Annotated in this window: 16 protein-coding genes; 5 read left to right on the plus strand and 11 right to left on the minus strand. The window is 55.4% G+C overall.

What is annotated here, in order from left to right; all coding sequences use genetic code 11:
- Positions 1-207: 207 nt before the first annotated feature.
- From acpP to K239x_RS05100, 6 genes are all read right to left on the minus strand, one after another.
- Entirely contained in the window at positions 208-453 is a 246-nt protein-coding gene (gene acpP / locus K239x_RS05075) for an acyl carrier protein (protein ID WP_145416591.1), read from the minus strand.
- A 255-nt stretch (positions 454-708) separates the two neighbouring features.
- The gene (gene fabG, locus K239x_RS05080) at positions 709-1,467 is read right to left on the minus strand and encodes a 3-oxoacyl-[acyl-carrier-protein] reductase (RefSeq protein ID WP_145416593.1); all 759 of its coding nucleotides are present in this window, start codon (positions 1,465-1,467) and stop codon (positions 709-711) included.
- 114 nt (positions 1,468-1,581) lie between these two features.
- Entirely contained in the window at positions 1,582-2,538 is a 957-nt protein-coding gene (gene fabD / locus K239x_RS05085; protein WP_145416595.1) for an ACP S-malonyltransferase, read from the minus strand.
- Between the two features lie 154 nt (positions 2,539-2,692).
- Positions 2,693-2,875: a 50S ribosomal protein L32 gene (gene rpmF, locus K239x_RS05090; protein WP_145416597.1), complete on the minus strand. Its 183-nt coding sequence runs from the start codon at positions 2,873-2,875 to the stop codon at positions 2,693-2,695.
- A gap of 129 nt (positions 2,876-3,004) precedes the next feature.
- Positions 3,005-3,988: a class I SAM-dependent methyltransferase gene (locus K239x_RS05095; RefSeq protein ID WP_145416599.1), complete on the minus strand. Its 984-nt coding sequence runs from the start codon at positions 3,986-3,988 to the stop codon at positions 3,005-3,007.
- Positions 3,989-4,072: 84 nt separating this feature from the next.
- Positions 4,073-4,876, minus strand: a complete 804-nt coding sequence (locus K239x_RS05100; RefSeq protein WP_419189694.1) for a PEP-CTERM sorting domain-containing protein — start codon at positions 4,874-4,876, stop codon at positions 4,073-4,075.
- A gap of 429 nt (positions 4,877-5,305) precedes the next feature.
- Here K239x_RS05100 and K239x_RS05105 point away from each other — a divergent pair, with 429 nt between their 5' ends.
- The gene (locus K239x_RS05105) at positions 5,306-6,883 is read left to right on the plus strand and encodes a PQQ-binding-like beta-propeller repeat protein (RefSeq protein WP_419189695.1); all 1,578 of its coding nucleotides are present in this window, start codon (positions 5,306-5,308) and stop codon (positions 6,881-6,883) included.
- 273 nt (positions 6,884-7,156) lie between these two features.
- Here the strand turns inward: K239x_RS05105 and K239x_RS05110 are convergent, their stop codons facing one another.
- Positions 7,157-9,079 carry a c-type cytochrome domain-containing protein gene (locus K239x_RS05110; protein WP_145416604.1) on the minus strand — a complete coding sequence of 641 codons (1,923 nt, stop codon included), beginning with the start codon at positions 9,077-9,079 and terminating at the stop codon, positions 7,157-7,159.
- A 102-nt stretch (positions 9,080-9,181) separates the two neighbouring features.
- Positions 9,182-10,174 (minus strand): UDP-glucose 4-epimerase GalE, encoded by a 993-nt coding sequence (gene galE, locus K239x_RS05115; RefSeq protein ID WP_145416606.1) that lies wholly within the window; start codon positions 10,172-10,174, stop codon positions 9,182-9,184.
- A gap of 151 nt (positions 10,175-10,325) precedes the next feature.
- Here galE and xerD point away from each other — a divergent pair, with 151 nt between their 5' ends.
- A complete protein-coding gene (xerD, locus tag K239x_RS05120) occupies positions 10,326-11,279 on the plus strand; it encodes a site-specific tyrosine recombinase XerD (protein ID WP_145416607.1) in 954 nt (317 codons plus the stop codon).
- A gap of 71 nt (positions 11,280-11,350) precedes the next feature.
- Here xerD and K239x_RS05125 read toward each other — a convergent pair whose 3' ends face one another.
- Entirely contained in the window at positions 11,351-12,016 is a 666-nt protein-coding gene (locus K239x_RS05125; protein ID WP_145416609.1) for an FHA domain-containing protein, read from the minus strand.
- A 344-nt stretch (positions 12,017-12,360) separates the two neighbouring features.
- Complete coding sequence (locus K239x_RS05130; protein WP_419189696.1) at positions 12,361-13,608, minus strand: class I SAM-dependent rRNA methyltransferase; 1,248 nt, start codon at positions 13,606-13,608, stop codon at positions 12,361-12,363.
- A 402-nt stretch (positions 13,609-14,010) separates the two neighbouring features.
- Here K239x_RS05130 and K239x_RS05135 point away from each other — a divergent pair, with 402 nt between their 5' ends.
- Positions 14,011-14,289, plus strand: a complete 279-nt coding sequence (locus K239x_RS05135) for a ferredoxin family protein (RefSeq protein WP_145416611.1) — start codon at positions 14,011-14,013, stop codon at positions 14,287-14,289.
- A gap of 184 nt (positions 14,290-14,473) precedes the next feature.
- On the opposite strand, the gene K239x_RS05140 is transcribed toward K239x_RS05135, so the two are convergent.
- Complete coding sequence (locus tag K239x_RS05140; RefSeq protein WP_145416613.1) at positions 14,474-15,076, minus strand: HNH endonuclease; 603 nt, start codon at positions 15,074-15,076, stop codon at positions 14,474-14,476.
- 297 nt (positions 15,077-15,373) lie between these two features.
- Between K239x_RS05140 and K239x_RS05145 the strand changes: the two genes are divergently transcribed.
- Together K239x_RS05145 and gltX are read left to right on the plus strand one after the other, a co-directional pair.
- Positions 15,374-17,143, plus strand: a complete 1,770-nt coding sequence (locus K239x_RS05145) for a hypothetical protein (RefSeq protein ID WP_145416615.1) — start codon at positions 15,374-15,376, stop codon at positions 17,141-17,143.
- A gap of 300 nt (positions 17,144-17,443) precedes the next feature.
- A complete protein-coding gene (gene gltX / locus K239x_RS05150; RefSeq protein WP_145416618.1) occupies positions 17,444-18,997 on the plus strand; it encodes a glutamate--tRNA ligase in 1,554 nt (517 codons plus the stop codon).
- Positions 18,998-19,014 lie beyond the last annotated feature (17 nt).

The raw sequence follows: 19,014 nt of genomic DNA on the forward strand, positions 1-19,014 counted from the left end.
TGTGATGAGCGGCGCGGATTGGTCGAACGTGACGTGCTGATTAATCGAACCAGTCGTCAAGGTTGTTTGATAAGCGCCGCGAACGCAGCGGTTGGGTCAATGCAAAAAAAATGCCGCCCGAGAAACGCCACGTTTCACCGGGGTAAAACGTTGGTCGGATTCGAGGGCGGCAATCCTATTTGCACCTGAATCGATTCGAGAATCGAATTAAGCGTCGTCGCCTTTAGTGCTCTCGATGAAGTCGACTGCTTCACCGACCTTCTGAATTTTTTCAGCGGCTTCGTCGGGGATGCTAATGTCGAACTCTTCTTCTAATTCCATCACCAATTCCACGGTGTCCAACGAATCGGCACCCAAGTCATTGACGAACGAAGTTTCGCGAGAGATTTTGTCTTTATCGACGCCGAGTTGTTCAGACACGATATCGACCACGCGTTCTTCGACGGTAGCCATAAGCTTCTCCGGTTTCTGCAGCAAGTATGGTGGTGTGCTGCGTGCCGAACAGGTTCAACACGCAACGAATGTTCACAACAGGAAATATAGTGCCCCAGTGGGCCAAGTTGCTTCGGTGAAAAGATAGGTGAAACAAGCAAAAGGCGTCAATACACCGCCGAAAACTTCGTGTTGGCGTAGAGGAATTTTTAAGTCTTGGATCGACAGAACGCATTTTTTCGATGAATTCTGCCACCGAATCAACTTTGCGAGGGCTTAGCCAGTCATTCCGCCATCGACCACGATGGTTTGACCGGAGATATAGCCAGCGCCTTTGCACGCCAAAAAGACTGCCGCGGCGGCGACATCTTCGGGCTGGCCGACCCGTTTCGCGGGGATTCGCTTCTTGACTTCTTCCATCACAACATCGCCCAGCTCTGCCGTCATTTCGCTGGCAATGAAACCGGGGGCGATCGCATTGACGGTCACGCCTCGGCTGATCAGTTCTTTGCTAAGCGTCCGGGTCAGGCCAATCATGCCTGCCTTGGAAGCCGAGTAGTTGGCTTGCCCCGGGTTTCCGATGAGCCCCGAAATACTGGCCATGTTGATGATCCGGCCATACTTTTGGCGACGCATGATGCCTGCGGCGGCGCGGCAGCAGACAAAGCAGCTGGTCAAGTTGGTTGCAATCACGCTGTCCCACTCTTCGTCGGACATGCCACGCATCAACTTGTCTCGCGTGATCCCGGCGTTGTTGACCAAGATGTCCAGGCGACCGTGATTTTCTTTGGCGGCTTCGATTGCGGCTTTGGCAGCGGCGCGATCGGTGACGTCACAGACGACCGCTTCGGCAGTTCCGCCAGCGGCTTCGACTTCCTTGACCGTGGCCGCCAGTTTGTCCGCGTTTCGAGCGACACACAGAACTTTGGCGCCGTTTTGTCCCAAGGCAATGGCGATGGATTTGCCCAGGCCTTGCGATGCACCCGTAACGAATGCAACTTGGCCAGAAAGGTCGGTTTTGATTGAAAGTTCCATGACAGCTTCAAATGAGAAAGGCGACTTCTGAATACGCAGTCGCAAGTTTAGTGAATCGGTGCGGTGAATGGGCAGCGTTAAAACGGGTGGTTTTGTCCCGTTTGTGTAAACGCTTTAGGCTTCGTCGCCGAATCCCGCGGTTGGCAGTTTGCGTTGAATGCGTTTGAGAGTGCCACGCAAAACGCGGCCCGTACCAGCTTCCAGGAAACCTTCGACTCCATCGCCCAACATTGCGGCAACGGACTTTTCCCAAAGCACGGGGCCGACGACTTGACGTGAGAGTAAATCGCGGATTTCGTCGGCTGAATTGTGCGGGCAGGCGTCCACGTTGCTGTACACAGGAATGCTTGTTTCCTGGAGAGGGATTTCATCGAGCGCCTCTTTCAAGGCGGCTACCGCGGGCTGCATCAGCGAAGTGTGAAAGGCACCTGCGACAGCCAGTCGAACCACCAGTTTTGCGCCTGCTTCGGTAGCGGCTGGCTCCAGTCGATCGATGGCGGCCGTATGTCCCGAAACGGCGATGTTGCCAGGGCACAGCAAATTCGCTGGCTGGAGGACTTCTCCGTCGCCGCGAATGTCGTCACAGAGCTGAGTTAGTGTTTCGAGCTCCATTCCAACCACGCTGGCCATGCCGCTTTGCACGGCGTCGGCGGCTGCCTGCATGGCTTGGCCGCGGCGTTGCACTAGTCGCAGTCCATCGGAGAAAGTCAGTCCACCTGCAAAACAGACGGCCGTGTATTCACCAAGGCTCAGTCCGGCAGCGGCCTTGATCTTGGCGACCAGCTCAGGCTGTTGTTCTTTCAGTACGCTGGCTGCCGCCATGCCGACGACAAACAGAGCCGGCTGACTGAATTCTGTTTCGTTTAGTTTTTCAGCCGGACCGTTAAAACACAGATCCGCCAGGTCGTAGCCAAGCACATCGTTGGCCGTGTCGAAAAGTTCTCTGGCCGTCGGGTAGTTTTCGGCAAGCCACTTGCCCATGCCAGGAGCCTGCGCGCCTTGGCCCGGAAAAACGATGGCAGCGGAATCAACTTCCAGTGAGACGTTGGCGTGAGAGGTGGTCGCTGTCATGCGACGGCTCCTTAGATGGGCGGCATCGCACAACATGGGCATGCCGTGACGGCGTGCCAGCATCGAACCGGCGTGATCGGACAAATCCGATCACCAGCCAGCGACTACCGCATGAGAGTTGCAAAGAGAAATTCAAACGCGAATTGCCGGAGGCTTATTCGTCGGCTTGAGGTGTCACGGTGCGGCCTTGGTAGTAGCCACACTTCGGGCAGATCGTGTGCGTCGGCACTGCGTTGCTGCACTGCGGGCAGTAGCCGATCTGTCGTTTCTTGACGCGATCGTGGCTACGACGTTTACCGCTGCGGCTGTTGGAATGTTTTCTTTTAGGGACAGCCATCGCTGCAAACCATTTCTAACGAGAGGTGAGAACTGTTCAAGCCGCGTATCGTAGAAAACAGAGGGCATTTTCGTCAACGCAACCGAGCCCTCTTTTTGCCAAAAGAGCCCCAAAAGCCCTCTTTTAACTTCAAGCAGTGGCTTCGGAGCTTGGTTTGACACCCACCATCAGCCCCAAATTGGTCCGACTGGCCGCCAAAAAGGAAAATTGCACCAGCCCCAAGCCGGCTTCTGCAAAGAGTTCTTTGCCCTGTTCAAGGCTCCGCATGTGGCCCTGCTGGGTTTCCAAATTCAGTTTCAGGGCCTCGATCGCCTCTGACAAATTGGGTTTGGTTGGGAGCCGAAACAAGTCAATCACCACGACCCGCCCCCCCGGCCGGACAGCCTGGACTGCGCGTTTCATCATTTTGGCCGCGGCGTCATCTCCCAAAGCCGAGACGCGTTGCGCGATGACCGCGATGTCAAACTTGTCCGATCCTAGTTCCGTGGTCATTGGGTCGCCCACGACCGCGTCAAAACGATCCATCAAGTCAATCGAATTGGCCATCGTCCGAGCTGCTTCGATGGCGTTTTCTTGATCGACAACGGTAAGGTTGGCTTGGGCGTCTTGATGAGCCATTGCACAGCTCCACACCGCCGATCCACCACCGATGTCCAGAATCTTCGGACCCAAAATTTCATCCTCGCCACCGATATTCAGAATCTCAGCCGCTTGGATTGCAGAGGGCGTATGCACCCACTGCGTTGCTGCGACGTAAGCATGGTGCGCAGCATCGTCGATGTCGCTACCGCTTTTCTGCAAGGCATCCGCCAAGCGTCGCCAACGTTGGTCGCCTAGGTCTTCGTCGTACTGGCAAAGCAGCGCGGCTGCCCGTGACAACGCATAGTCGTCGTCGTATCGTTCGACAGTTCCAATAGCTACCAACGCATCCAACATCAAGGCCAGCGTGCCAGTTTGCAGCGAGAGCGTGTCGGCAAGTTCGCCGGCGGTGTGCTGACCTTTGCGAAGTTGATCGATGATTCCCACTTGTCGTGCGGTTCGCATTAGATGCGAAACTGCATTGACCTGCATAAATTCGTGGTACTGGTCCAGCGTGCGATCTTGAGCTGACATGATGATTCTCTGGGCATGATTTGCGAATCAACAGTGTCGCCCAAAACGATGGCATCAATCAATCGGGGGATCGCTGGAGCCCTGTTAGTTGGCCCGGCGTCGTTTGCGCCGCGTGAATCCGCAAAGCATCGCTACGCCAAGCAGTGCAAAGGAAGATGGCTCCGGCACAGCGGTTACGGTTCCTTGCGAGATATTCGCTGAAACTCGAAACGAAGTGGACGCCAATGTAAAGTCAAGATCACCTAACGCAGTTGAGTTGTGTTCCAGCAAGACGGTTGATTCCGAGGTCGTTAACCCATCGGTGCCGAATTCAAAGGTGTCGTTGCCACTTCCCCACTCACCAGCGTCGTCGCCCCACGTGACGGTTGATCCGCCGGACGTGATGTCGATCAACGATTGATTGGGACCGGGCAGAATTCCCAGGAGCCCCAGAATTCCGTAATCTCGGTCGTCAAACGTGACATCGTGTAGCGAAACAGAGGAACTGTCCAGTTGAGGATTGGTGATCCCGCCGACCGAGCCCGAAATGTAATTGTCGAATCCGACCGACAAGTTGGAAACCGCGACGGTCAGTGTTTCGGTGTCCTGGATTGAACCGCTGGTTCCCACGCCCAGTGAGTTGGAGTCGCCATCAAGAAACTCTACCGGCCCTCCGCTGGTTGGGCTGGCTGTCCAAGTGATGTCGAACTGGAATTCAATTCCGGTGGACCCATCGGCAAAGAAGAAGGTATCCGAATAGCTCGGGACGCTTGCATCCGGGATGCCAACTGCACCGCTGGTTGAATTCGAGTCGTAACGGATGCTCGCGCTTGTGTTGGTGCCTACCACCGAAGCATCCAAGGTTGGCATGAAGTCGATCGTCGCTGAAGTCGCCGTTTGACACGTCATCTGTAAGAAGCAGACGATTGCCAAGCAACGAAATCGAGTTCTGGATAGATTCTTCATATTGCTTACAGCCACCAGAGGCAGCTTCCCAATCAAGTGTCGATTCAACTGGTGAGTTATTGATAGGCAAGTACCTGTCGACGCGTCGCCTAACAAAAAACAGTACGACACGGTTAGCATTTGGGGGGGCATCGCTTCTGACTGTCTCGCTTTGCCTAGTTCCTCTAACCGGTTGTGCGACTTGTAGCGGACACAGGGGAAAGCGGCTGCCAGGCTGCCAGTGGGGAGCGGATCGCCAAAGACAGTTTTCGCAAGCCATTGTTGAAGTGGCACGACTGTTCTCGTTTCGAGAAGCATATCGAGGCGTGATTTGGCGTATGGTGAGCGTCGTACTCTTCATCCACCGATGGCACCTACTCAGAAATTATTGGCATGCCCTCCGCGAAAACCGCTTTGATTCGTATCACGTGTTTCATTCTCGCTGGAGCGGTCATGTTGTCGGCTGCGATGGATTCGTGGACGGTTAGCAGCTCAGCAGTGGCACAAGAAAATGCACGAGAAGTCGTTGCGGGCGATTCTCGCGGCGGGTTTCGGCACTGGACGACCAGTGACGGCAAACGCAGTGGCACCCGCTTAAAGCTGGTTCAGCAAAGCGGTGCCGAAGTTCGCTTGCAGCGTGAAGACAACGGTAAAATCGTGACGTTTTCCATGGCAAGACTTTCGACGCAGGACCGGGCATTTTTGAAGATGCCAGTTGCTGCCCCACCAAATACTCCACCATCGATCCCGTCGCGAAACCGCGCGACGCAAACCGGGGCTGCAACTGCGAATTGGCCCCAGTGGCGTGGTGCCAATCGTGACGGTAAGAGTCACGCTAGCGGTTTGATGTCCAAGTGGCCGGATGCCGGGCCAGACTTGCTTTGGCAGATTCGTGGACTTGGCGAAGGCTACTCAACTCCTGCCGTCGTCGGCGAGACAATCTATCTGCTGGGGACCGAAGACGATGCTGCCTTCGTGCTGGCGCTATCCCGTGACGATGGGCGTCAGCTTTGGAAGGCCCCGCTGGGTAGCAAAGGCGGAGGTGGTGGATTTTCCGGGCCAAAAGGCACACCCACGATCGATGGCGAATTGTTGTTCGCGATTGGCTGTGATGGAACCCTTGCTTGTCTTAGACGCGATGACGGAAACCTCGTCTGGGCGAAAAACTTGAAGCAAGATTTCGGTGGGGCTCCTGGTCACTGGGAGTACGCCGAGTCACCGCTGATCGACGGGCGAAAACTGATCTGCACGCCTGGCGGAGGTACGCAGACGATTGTCGCGCTCAACAAAACTAGCGGCGTCCCGATTTGGAAATCACCGATCGGAAACTTTGCCGACGGCGGTTATGTGACGGCCGGTTATGCGTCCACGATCGCAGCCGACATACTGGGGACGCGGCAGTACATTGCCTTTTTGCACGGAGGCGTCGTTAGTGTCGACGCCAAAACAGGAACTCCGCTTTGGCGATACGATTCACCCGCAAATAGCACCGCAAATTGTTCGACGTCCGTTGTGTCGGGAAACAATGTGTTCGCAGCGAGCGCCTACGGTACCGGTGGTGGCCGCGCGACGCTGACTCGCAATGGTCGAACGTGGAATGTGAAGGAAGACTATTTCGTAAAGAAGATGGAGAATCATCACGGCGGATTTATTCTTCATGAGGGCTACATTTACGGGACCAATAATAGCGTGCTGTTGTGCCTGGATTGGAGAAACGGCGCCCTCCAATGGCAGAATCGGTGTGTCGGCAAAGGCTCAGTGACTCTGGCCGAAAATCACTTGTACGTTCGAGGCGAGAAAGGCGAAGTCGCGCTGGTCGAAGCGACACCGGATGAGTACCGCGAGAAAGGACGTTTCAAACAAAGTGACCGCAGCGACAAAAACGCCTGGGCACATCCCGTCGTCGCAGGAAAACGTCTGTACCTTCATGATCAAGATCGATTGATGTGCTACGACTTGAGCGATGGCTAAGCGATTGGGCTGATTCGTCGGGTGAATCGCTGGCAGGGGAAATTGGTGGCCATGCGAATCGCTGGCCGGGCAAATTGACGGTTGGCAATTCTATGGTGGTGATCGAGAATTGTTTTCCTCAGTCAAATCGGACAGAGTCCCATGATTCGCCAATGCCTTGATGCCTGTCTGGCCTATGCATGCGTCATGTTGTTAGCCGGATGGAGCAGTCCACCGCGACGACGTCGTTAGAACGCTGTGCTCATTAGAATGCTAAGCATCAGCATCTGTCGATTAAGATCCCTTGGCCCAGTTCAGCCAATTGTTGACCCAGGTGTTTACGGGAGACTGAAAGGCTGCAGCGAAGGCAGCATTGAACGGTTTTCCTGAGTCCAGAGCTTGCAGGCAGGCGTCAAATCGCTTTCGGTTCTGGCGGTCCATCAAAGTCGCCACCATGGCAGCTCCCATTCGATCGGTGTGAACCGGGCTCAGTTTACCACCGAGGAATCCCTTGGCATCTTTGCACGCGGCCACCGCTTCTCTTATCTCGGCCTCCCGTTGCGACTTGGCGATGCGGTCCTGTGACGAGCCTCGCAAATCCACGGCTGTCCCGACGCCTTCGGCAAACCAGCGTGGCACGTCATTGCCGCGTGTCGCAACGGCCAGCGAGGCGATCGGCGAAAGCAGTCGGTCGGAAATCGTGTCCTCTTCCTCGCGGTCCGACGCGACAACCGCGACGTACGCGTCTACTCCATTGAATTTCCAGTGGCTGGTCCAAGACGTGGGGACGCTTCGCTGTTCGACCATCTTGGCAAACTCACTGTAGTCGTAACGTTGCGGTAGAACAAAAATGCTGGCTCTCCCGTGGAAAAAATCTTCGCCGGGTTTTCCACTTACGACCGACTGGACGTCCTTCATTTTCTGTTCGGCCGCTGCCCCTACCGTTTCCAGAGTTGCTTTCGAGGACGTGCCGGTGACGTAGAAGTGATCGGTGACGACAACACTAACGGGGTTGGTGGCATTGGCCACGAGGGCAAGATTTTCGCTGGCAAGGCTTTGACGTTTGCTACTCATTTCGGCTGCCGAAGCATTTGCCGCCCAAGCCAATTGCGCCATGACCGAGATCGGTTGCGTTTCACTGGCACCATCGAGAGTGGCTCCCTCGTCGATCCAAGTCGAAATCAGGGTGATATCGGCGTCGGAAAGCGCGGGGCGTCCGCCAGCGGGCATTCGTTCGCCTTCGATTCCCATTCCTTTGATCTTTTTGATCAATAAGCTGTCGGCTGATTTGCCGGGCACGATGATTTCACCACTGTCACCGCCGCGGAAAATTTGATTGAAGCTATCCATGCGCAAGCCGCCACGCACTTGCATCGCATTGATATGACAGCCGTTGCAATTGCCTACCAATATTGGAGCCACATCGCGGGCGAAACTGACGGTTTCATTTCCCGTCGCACGTTTAACTTCGGCGCGTGGATTTTCAGCAGCCGGTGCGGGTGTCATGCCGCTGGCGATCGAAGCAGTCGGGTCTGCGCCGTCAAACTTGGCTCCCTGGATGATCCAGCCATTCAAGATCGCCAACTCTGGTGGAGTCACTTTCCCTCCGCCGCGTGGCATATCGCCCGTGACGATGGTTTGGATCAAGCGGCTGGCCACCGTATCGCCCGCGAAAACGACGACTCCTTCGGGAGGACCCTTCATCAGACTGGCGAAGGTGCCCAGGTTGAATTGGCCTTTGGATCCTTCGATGTGACAACGACCACAGCGCGCGGTCAGAATCGGAGCAACTTGTTTGGTAAAACTGATTCCCTCTTGACTGAGTCCCGGCGAACCAGCGAGGGGAGAATCAGGTTGCGGTGATTCAGCACTGGACTTCATCGTGCTTGCCGCCGGCATTTTGGGGCGACGAAACGGCGGAAGCGAAACGCCCTCGAAATCCAACATGGCATGCGCCTTGGAAATTCGTTTCATCGCGGGGGCGAGCGCCTCGTACAAGTCGGCGGAACCCGCTTTCATTCCGACGTCGATTTTGTTCATGGCCGAACGAACGTGCTGCCCGGCCGAGTCGAATTTGCCCGCTGCGTAGTCGGCGCCAGCGTTTTTGACGCTGGTGTTGACCGACGCGACGATCGACTTTTCACGCGACGAGAGTTCCGCTGCGTGTGTGATCACGCAGCATGCAACGGCAATGGCCAGGCTAGAAAATAAACGCATGGGGTATCCAAGAAAACTCAACGAAAGCGACGTCTTCACGTATTCGAACGCACTAGCCGAGTATAAAGTACCCAACTTTGATTTCCCGCTTGTTTCGTCGGATCAAACGGCTTTTGTTGCGTAACCGTTCGGATGATTCCGATGCCAGTTCCAGGCGGTTTCGATGATCGAACGAGCATCCATGTACTGCGGTTTCCAGCCAAGCAGTTGGCCGGCCAGCGTCGCATCGGCGATCAACTTAGGCGGATCACCTTCGCGTCGCTCCCCCATTACTTCGGGAATCGCGTGACCCGTGACTTCGCGGCAGGCTTCCACAATTTCGCGAACACTGGTGCCCCGTCCCGTTCCCAGATTCACACACAGCCCTTTGCCGCTTTCGAGTTTGTCCAAGGCCAGCAAGTGAGCAGCGCCGAGGTCGTCGACATGGATGTAGTCGCGAACACAGGTGCCGTCGGGAGTGGCGTAGTCGTCACCAAAGATGGTGATCTTGTCACGTTGGCCGAGTGCAACTTGCAAGACGATCGGAATGATGTGTGATTCGGGATCGTGGTCTTCGCCAATCGACCCATCCGGTCGAGCGCCGGCGGCGTTGAAGTAGCGAAGCGCTGCGTAGGCGAACCCGTAGGCTTTGGCGTAGTCGGCTAGCGCATTTTCAAAAACGAGCTTGGTAAAACCATACGGATTGATAGGTTGCTGCAAAGTGGTTTCGGCAATGGGAACAATGTCGGGTTCGCCGTAAGTAGCCGTGGTGCTGCTAAACACAATCTTCTTGACGTCCGCTTCGCGCATCGCGTCGAGCAACTCAATCGCGTCGACGACATTGTTGCGGTAATAGATCGCTGGATCGTTGACGGATTCGTTGACCAAAGCAAACGCTGCGAAGTGCATAACCGCGTCGATTTTTTTCTCCCGCAAAGTCGCGACGACTTTTGCGCGGTCCGATAATTCGCCGTGGACCAGCATTCCATCGGGAACCGCCGACGCATGGCCTCGGGAGAGGTTGTCATAAACGGTGACACCGTGCCCGGCGTCCAATAGGAGTCGCACTGCGTGAGAACCGATGTAACCGGCACCGCCGACAACCATGACGTTCATGTTTTATCTCTTGAAGTAAATGTTCAGGGCAAAATCGCTTCGAGGTCGATCAACAGGATACGAAGCGATAGACAGCATAGAAACCAAGGCGATTCGCAGCCAGGACATTTCTGCCTCTCCATTCTCCTCCTCATCACGCTGTGAGCCCCCCTTGGCGAAACGACCCACCAAATTGCAGATGCTGCAGAAAGCCGGCCCGGCGACCAAGACGGGCCCGGCGATGGAGTCGATTTGCGAGGATTTTTTGAGCTATTTGCGCGGGGAATGCCATTTGGCGGCCAATACGATTTCCGCGTACGGACGCGATATGAATCGCTTTGTCGCGTGGTTGGAGAAACGGCCGTTGAGCAAACTGAAGGTCAAAGACCTGGGACGCTTCATCGAATCGCTTCAAGAAGAAGGCCTGGCTCCGGCGTCGGTCGCACGCAATATCGTGGCCGTTCGTACTTTTTTTAAATACTTACAGCTCGAAGGCGTGGTCACCGAAAACCCCGCCGAATTACTTGCCACGCAAAAGATGTGGCAACGTGTTCCTGGAGTTTTGACGCGGCGGCAGATCGACCAGTTTCTTTCAGCCCCCCGAAAATCCGACCGGTTTTGGCAACGCGATATCGCGATGTTGGAAGTGTTGTACGCGACCGGATGCCGTGCATCGGAAGTCTGTAATTTGCGGACGCGTGACCTTTCTCTCGAAGAACGACACCTTCGTTGTGAAGGCAAAGGCGGCAAGCAACGGATGGTGCCGATCGGAAGTCAAGCGATCGCCGCGATCAATCGCTACCTGGAAGAACTTCGTGGGGAATTGGCCGAAAAGAATCCGCATCCCGTCGAGACGCTTTTTCTGTCGCGTGGCGGACGGGCTTTGGACCGAGTTCAGCTGTGGCGATTGGTAAAACACTACGCGCGAAAAGCCGGCATCGATGACACGATCAGTCCCCACAGTTTGCGTCACAGTTTTGCAACGCACTTGTTGGCTGGCGGTGCCGATTTGCGACAAGTCCAAGAGATGTTAGGTCACGCCAGTATCCAGACCACGCAAATCTATACGCACGTCGAACACTCACGGCTTAAGAAAGTGCATCAGCAATATCATCCGCGAGCTTGATTCAGCCGTGTTGGAATCAAGCTTGGTCGAAGGCGAATCTGGTTGTGCAGGATTGATTGGACCAATCAGGGTCACTTGGACCAATCAGGGTCAGCGACTTCGCGTGCCATGCTGGCCAAGCGAGCTTGGGCGTCTAGTAGGCGTTGCCACGCATCCAGTTTCAAGCTGACGTCACTCTTTCCATCTTCATTGCGAGCAGATTCGATCAAGCGGTGCAGTCGCGATTGCAGATAGTCCAGCACTTCGCAGAACTGAGCTTTCTGTCCCGGGCTCAAGTTGTCCGGAATTGAAGGCACTTCATTCAGCTGAAGAATCTCGGCAGGAAACGGTGACTTGGGTTCGTTTTCCAATACCAAGGCGATCGAACTATCCGAAGACGATATGTCGCGTGACAGAGTCGGGTTATCCGTGCCCAGCGCCGCAAGTCGAGCCGCGATCTCTTCTTCGCTGCCGACCAACATCAAACTCCGGCCGACTGCGATCAAATCACCGCAGCGAAGGATTTTTAACTGGCACTCGGTTCCGTTGACTTTCGTACCGTTGGTGCTGTCCAAATCGGTAAGCACCAAGCGGTCGTTGTCGCGCTGTAGCTTGAAATGACAACGGCTGACTCGTTCGTCGTTCAGCTGGATGTCATTGCCTTCTTCACGACCAACCGTTAGCGGAGGCGTGAGTTCATCGTAAACTTTACCACGGTCGGCGCCGTGCAGAATTTTAAGCGTCACGGCTGTCGACATGAGACACCCAGACCTGAAAGGGTTTGCATGATGAGAAAGGACCTGTCGGCCTTCAGCGTTTTTGGAGAAGCCGCCGCAGAAACAGTCACCTGAGTATAAGCACCTTGGCGACCAAAGTCTGCCACATCCTGCTCAGGCTAGCTGGCAAAATTCCGACTTAGTGGTTTATCGGTCAAATTAAACCGCCTGTACCAAACAGCCTGCCTCCCAATTGCAGGGTGCGGATTGCAGGATACCGAGCGTGTGCTGGCAGTCAAAACGCCTTGGCTGGGCAAACCCATCAATTAACGGGAACACCAGATAACCCCGCTCTCAGTCGGCCCAGCCGTCAGTCGACCCAGCCCTTAGTTAACCTGCGCGATGATGCATTTCAGATAGTTGCTCTCCGGGCACGAAACCGCCACAGGGTGGTCTGGTGCAGGCCCGAGGCTCTCCATGATGATCAAATCACGCCGCCGACGACGTCCCACGTCCAATAGCATGTTCAAAAATTCGGCTCGCGAAACGCGTCCTGAACAACTGCAAGTCACCAGGATTCCCCCCGGCGTCAAAAGGTCCACTGCCAGCGAATTGAGACGTCGGTAGGCTCGCATGGCCGAGTCGATTTGGTGGCGCGATCCGGCAAAACGTGGTGGATCCAGGATGATCGCGTCAAATTTGTCCCCGGCGTCGCCCAGGCGTTTTAACGCATCAAAACAGTCTTCTTTGACCAGCTGCAGGTTCGTGATTCCGTTGGCAGCTGCGGTCGCCGCAGCGGAATCAAGTGCTGGCTGGCTGCTATCGACTCCCGTGATCGACGCCGCGCCGTGTTTGGCGGCGACCAACCCAAAACCACCGGTGTAGCAGCACACGTCCAGTACATTTTTGTCTTTGAAGTACTTAGCAGCGGCAACATGGTTTAGCCGCTGGTCGAGATAACCGCCTGTTTTTTGGCCGGCACGCAAGTCGACTGACAGTTGCAATCCGTTGAGCTGGTAGTGGATGGCAGTATCGGGTGCGTTGTCTTGATACCACTCTTCAATCGGCTCGATTCCTTCGTGTTTGGCCGTTTTGGGGTCCACGCGAACCATGATGTGCTGGGCGGAGACCGCGGATTTTAAGTGTTCCAGGATCGGTTCTTTCCACCTTAGCAAACCGCCAGCGGTGAACTGGATACTGAGGCAATCCGCGTAGCGATCAACGATCAATCCGCTTAGCAAATCAGACTCGCTGAACATCAGGCGTTCGGCGCCGGTCGCTTCAAATTCGCTGTGCATACGTCGTCGGGCGATGGCTGCATCGATGCGACATCGCCACAGATCGTCGTCAATCGTGACCGACTGATCGAAACCGTAAAGGCGAACCCGCAGGCGACTTTGCGGATTAACCACTCCGCGACCGACCCAATTACCGTCATGGTCAATCACATCAACGACTTGTCCACAGGTCAAATCATGACCGTTTTCTGCCAACGCATGAGCATGCACCCAGGGATGTCGCGCGAGAAAAGGGAATTGTCGATTGGGTTTCAATCGCAATTCGACCGGAATATCCAGTGATGAACTTTCCTGGTTGTCGGCCGATTGGTCATTGTTCGATTCAGATTGGGTCACTTAGACAGCTCAGTCACTCAGGAAGCGGGCGTAGCAAGGAAGTTTGGGCACCACGGAAGTATATTTCAATCATCGCAGAATGACGCATGGCGACCGTTTGCAGAACGTGGGGCAAAAACGCTCTCGTTGGCTCAGAGAACGCCCTGCAATTGCGACACGTTCTCAACAAAGGCCGCCGAGCTAAAAAAAACGGATTCAAGGCCAAGAAACGGCCTCGCAAACGACCCAGGCCGCTCGCCCAATCAATGTTAAGACGTAACAATCAGGATGTTTGAGGTTTAGTCGGCCACTTGGTCGACCGATATATTCAAGGCAGTGTGTTTGCGAAAAGAAGCTGTCATCGTTTGGCTCCCTGTCGATCGCAAACCTTCCCTTGGAGCGTTTTTGAGAAAGGTCTAAATCATGACTCACGTCGTAGCCGAGCCATGCTCGGGATGCAAATACACCGACTGCGTAGTGGTCTGCCCCGTGGAGTGTTTCTACGAAGGCGATCAGATGCTGTACATCCACCCCGAAGAATGCATCGACTGTGAAGCGTGCGTTCCCGAATGTCCCGTCGAAGCGATCTTCCACGAAGACAACGTGCCCGAGGAATGGAAGAGCTATACGGAACTGAACGCAACGAAGTCCGAAGAGTGTGAAGTCATCACTGAAAAGAAAGAGCCATTGGCAGACGATTGATTCGTGTCAGTTGATACTGATAACGAAAAAGCCCGCCGCGATTTTAAACGCGACGGGCTTTTTTTATTTTTGCGTGAAGGCTTTCATGCCGGAAAGCGTTCACAGCCATGGCATGCTGTCTGGTTAGGCCTCGGCGTATCAGCGACCGCGCACTCAACCATTCAGAACACGCCGCGGGCTAACACTAAATGGTTGGCAAAAAAGTCTTCCAGCATTCGTAACGCGGGTCTTCGGCTGACTGAACCAGCATCGGATTCACGCGAGGTTTTTCGGGGACACGCAACAGATCCATCCTGGCCTGCTTGGGCGTACGCCCACCCTTGCGACTGTTGCATCGCAAACAGCAGCACACGATGTTTTCCCAAGTGGTTGGGCCACCGTGAGACCGAGGTACCACGTGGTCCAAGCTAAGCTTGTGAGTCGCCTGGACTTTTCCACAGTACTGACATTGATGGTCATCGCGTGCGAACAAGTTTTTGCGGTTGAATCGCACGGTCTGCATCGGCATCCGATCAAACCGAGTCAACCGCGCGATGCGTGGCACCTGCAATTCAAATCCCACCGCACGGATGTAGTCTTCGCCAGGCTGCTTTTCCAGCGAAGCCAATTTGCTCAGTTCGCACCAAGTGTCGAAATCGTAACTGACGAATTGGCCGTTTTCATTTGCGATCACTTCTGCGCATTCGCGATACAACAGTGTCAACGCGCGACGCACATTGATGACGCGGATCGCCATGTAAAAACGATTGAGAACTAGGACATTCGTTTCAAGCAAGCTTTGTGACATTGCGTTTAGATCCCTCTGCCTTATTGAACGCGGTAGCACGTGTGGCCAGTCAGGTAGAACATTATTTTAGGCGCCTCACAAATCCGGCGCAAACAGAAGTCCGCATCTAGCGGCGGCCAAACACCGAAAACCTCGGCGGTTGGCAGTAGTCTCGACACGCAAAAACGGGCGGAGGGTTCGCAGTTGAGCGGTCAGACTAACTGTCTTTTAAAGATTGGGTGAGATTCCCGAGGCCATATGAACGCGACTTTTGAGGGTGATTTGCTAGCTGCTGAGTGGTCCAGAGGGGAAAGCTGATTGCTTGCGCCGGACGCCGACCCAAGGCTGTCGAGCACGCTGGACGTCGTTTTTCTGGCGAAACGCGGAATCAGCAACGCTTTTGTCGCGAAGGCACTGGCAGCGGGAAGGCACTGGGCAGCTCGGTTGACCCCGATACTGGGATTTCCGTATCTACAGAGCTTGCCGCATCGTACCGCGGCGAGAGCGCGGACCAAAAACGCAAACCATTTGGCAAGGATGCCTCCCGAACGACGCACCACGACAGGACGGCGACGCCGAGTACTTTACTCGGCTCAAAACGCCAGTTCGTCACGCCCGACGGCAGCCAGCCGCCGAGCGAAGGAGAAACTGCGCGAAGCCCGTCAGCCGGTCAAAGCGTATGGAGCCAAAGTCCAGCGGCGCCTGCGCGGTCGCTGGTTTTCGCTCGTGCCCGTCTCCCGATCGTCGCTTGCCATCGCCTCCAGCTGCATCGCATTGACTGCCCTGCTGCTTACTTTTGCACATTACGCAGCGGTCACTTGGCCTTCGCTGGTCTATCAACCCGACATCGCGCGGCCGTTGCGATTGGATCGTGCCGATAGTTTTGGGCGATGGTTCACTTGCGCCATCTTGGCTGCCTCATCGGGTGCTTCGCTGCTGATTTATCAACTGCGCCGTCACCGCAATGACGACTATGCCGGACACTACCGACTGTGGCGAATCGTCATCGTGGTGCTATTGCTTGCCAGTATCAATACACTCGTTTCGGCTGTCTCGTGGTGCGGATCACTGCTGGACGCGCTGGTGGGAAAACGAGTCGCTTTTTCGGGCTACGACTGGCTCCGGATTTTCTTGGGCGTCGGCGGTGTGGTTTTGGCCATCCGCATGATCGCGGAATTGCGACGTTCTCGGTGGGCGCTGGCATTCATTGCAATCGCCTGCGGTTTGCTCGCGCTCCCCGAAGCGACCAAGTGGCAGCTTTTGGAAATCGAAACAATTAACCGTTGGGTGCTCGTTACGGCCGCACCCCTGCTTGGCTACACCGCCCTGTTCTTGGCAGTCGGCGGCTACTTGCGAATGCTCTATCGCGACGTCCGCGGAATCGTCGAAACCGAGACATTTACGCAGCGGATGGGGAATCTCCGGCGCCGAATGTTTGCAGGCGAAACCGCCGCTGATCCTTGGCAATCCGATCGCGACGTTGACGCCGACGCCGGCGAGCCAGCCGATGATTCCGACGAAACAGACGAATCCGAAGTCAACGCAGACAACGATGTGAAGCCGCTGCGTAAAAAACGTCGTTGGTTTGGTTTGCGAGCCGCCAGGGAGGATGCGGCCCGGACGGACGAAGAGACCGATGAAGAGGAACCAGCCGAAGCCACCGAGCCAGCGCCTCGGAGCCGGAAAAAGAAACGCCGATTTGGACTTCGATTGGACCCGACGGAGCTAAACGAATCCGAAGATGATGATTCGGTCCAAGAGGACAGCGAAGAATCCGTCGATACGAATCAGGAAGATGAACAAGCAGCGCCCAAGAAACGCCGATTCGGTCTGTCTTGGCGAAAGAAAAAGAAGCCTGTTGATGCCACTGACGCTGCGGAAGACGAGCAGTCTGACGATCAGCAGCAGGATGAAGAATTTGCCGAATCGTCTCCGCTATCGTCGGCAGCACGGCAATCCGGCGGCCAAGATGCCGCTGCTTCACAAGACGACTATATCGACGAAGATGAAATCGATTGGGATTCGCTCAGTAAATCAGAGCGTCGACGGCTTCGAAAGAAAATCAAGCGACAAGGCCGCGCCGCCTAACGCTGCCCCTCAGCTGGTGGATATCACCAACTGGTGTTTGTCGCCGTGCCAAAGCGGACCGAGTGTTGGTATCGAGCAAGTATCGAGCGAGCGACTGCAAAACAGGCCCCGAAACTGGTCAATCGTGCATCGGGCCCTGGCGATGCAGGGGCTTTGCAAATGCGACGATCCTCTTGATCAGCGGGGCTTCAAACAATTCGATGGAGCCACTTGATCAAAAAAGGAGCCTGCTCAACTTCGGCGGGGGCATCGGGTATTCTTCCGGCCTCCCACCACGACGTCGTTACCCCCTGAGCAACCATGATTCGCACTCGTTTCGCACCCAGTCCTACCGGTTACCTCCACATTGGCGGCGTCCGTACAGCTCTTTTTAATTGGTTGCTCGCCAAGCGGACCGGTGGCCAGTTCGTCCTGCGGATCGACGACACAGACGCCGAACGAAACGTTGCCGAAGCGATCGAGCCGATTTTGGACGGCTTCCGCTTTCTGGGAATGGATTGGGACGAAGGGCCTGGTGTGGAGGGGCCGCACGCTCCTTACTTCCAGTCGCAGCGGGCTGACGCCCACAAAGACGCCGCCGCAAAGCTGCTCGCAAGTGGTCACGCTTACCGCGACTATTGCACGCCCGATGAATTCGCGGCGCAGCGGGAAGCAGCCAAGGCAGCGGGCGAACCATTTGTTTACGATCGCAAGTGGATGGCAGTCGACGACGCAGCGGCAGCGGCATTCGAAGCCGAAGGGCGGTCGGCGGTCGTGCGTTTGAAGATGCCACGCGACGGCGAATGTGTCATCGATGACCTTGTCCGCGGTGAAGTGCGAGTCCAGTGGGCTTCCGAAGCCGACCATGTCATTCAACGCGGCGATGGAAGCTGTCTGTATCACTTGGCCACCGTTGTCGATGACGGAGATATGGAAATCACGCACGTCGTTCGCGCCGAAGAACACTTGCCCAACACGCCACGGCAGATTTTTATCTTGGAATCGCTCGGCTATGACCGACCGCAGTACGCTCATTTGCCGTACGTCGCAGAGCCCAGTGGGACGGCAAAGTTAAGCAAACGCAAACTAGCTAAATACGAAAAGAACAAAGACTTCGCAGATTTGTTGGCTCATGGGCGAGCGATTGCCGAACGATGCGGGCTCACGACCGAGGCAGATACATTCAATCCGGTGATCGTCGACTTCTATCGCGAGATCGGATTCTTGCCCGAGGCGATTTTGAATTACTTGCTGCTGCTAGGCTGGTCGCTTGATGGCGAGCGAGAAAAGTTTACGGTGGCTGAAATGATCGAGCTGTTCAAGCTAGAGCGAGTCAACAGCTCGCCCGCATCGTTTGATCCGCAAAAACTGCTGTCGTTTCAGGCCGATGCGTTCGCAGCGCTCAGCGCCGACGACAAACTTGCTGCCGTGACGCCATTTGCGCAAAAAGCAGGCTATTTGTCCGATGAGGACGGCACTGCCAAATTGGTCGCTGTGGTCGACGGAGCTGGCGACCGACTGAAGATGGCTGGCGATATCATCGACTTCGATTATTGCTTCACCGATGAAGTGGCCTACAACGAAAAAGCTTTCAAAAAACGAATTCTCAAACCCGATGATGCCTGTGATTTGCTAGGCAAATTGGCAAAGCACTTCGCCGACGTAACCGATTTTGACGCGGCAGCCTGCGAGACACATATCAAGGATTTTTGCGAAGGTGAGTCGATCGAGTTAAAACAGATCATTCACGCTTTACGAATCGCAACGACTGGCGTGCCCGCGGGATTTGGGATGTTTGAAACGCTGGCCGTTCTCGGTAAAGAGAAAGTGATCGCACGCATTGATGCCGCGATCGTTCACGCCGCGACAAACTGACGCGCGCCAAAGCGTCC

Source organism: Stieleria marina, from assembly GCA_007741555.1.
Lineage (GTDB): Bacteria > Planctomycetota > Planctomycetia > Pirellulales > Pirellulaceae > K23-9.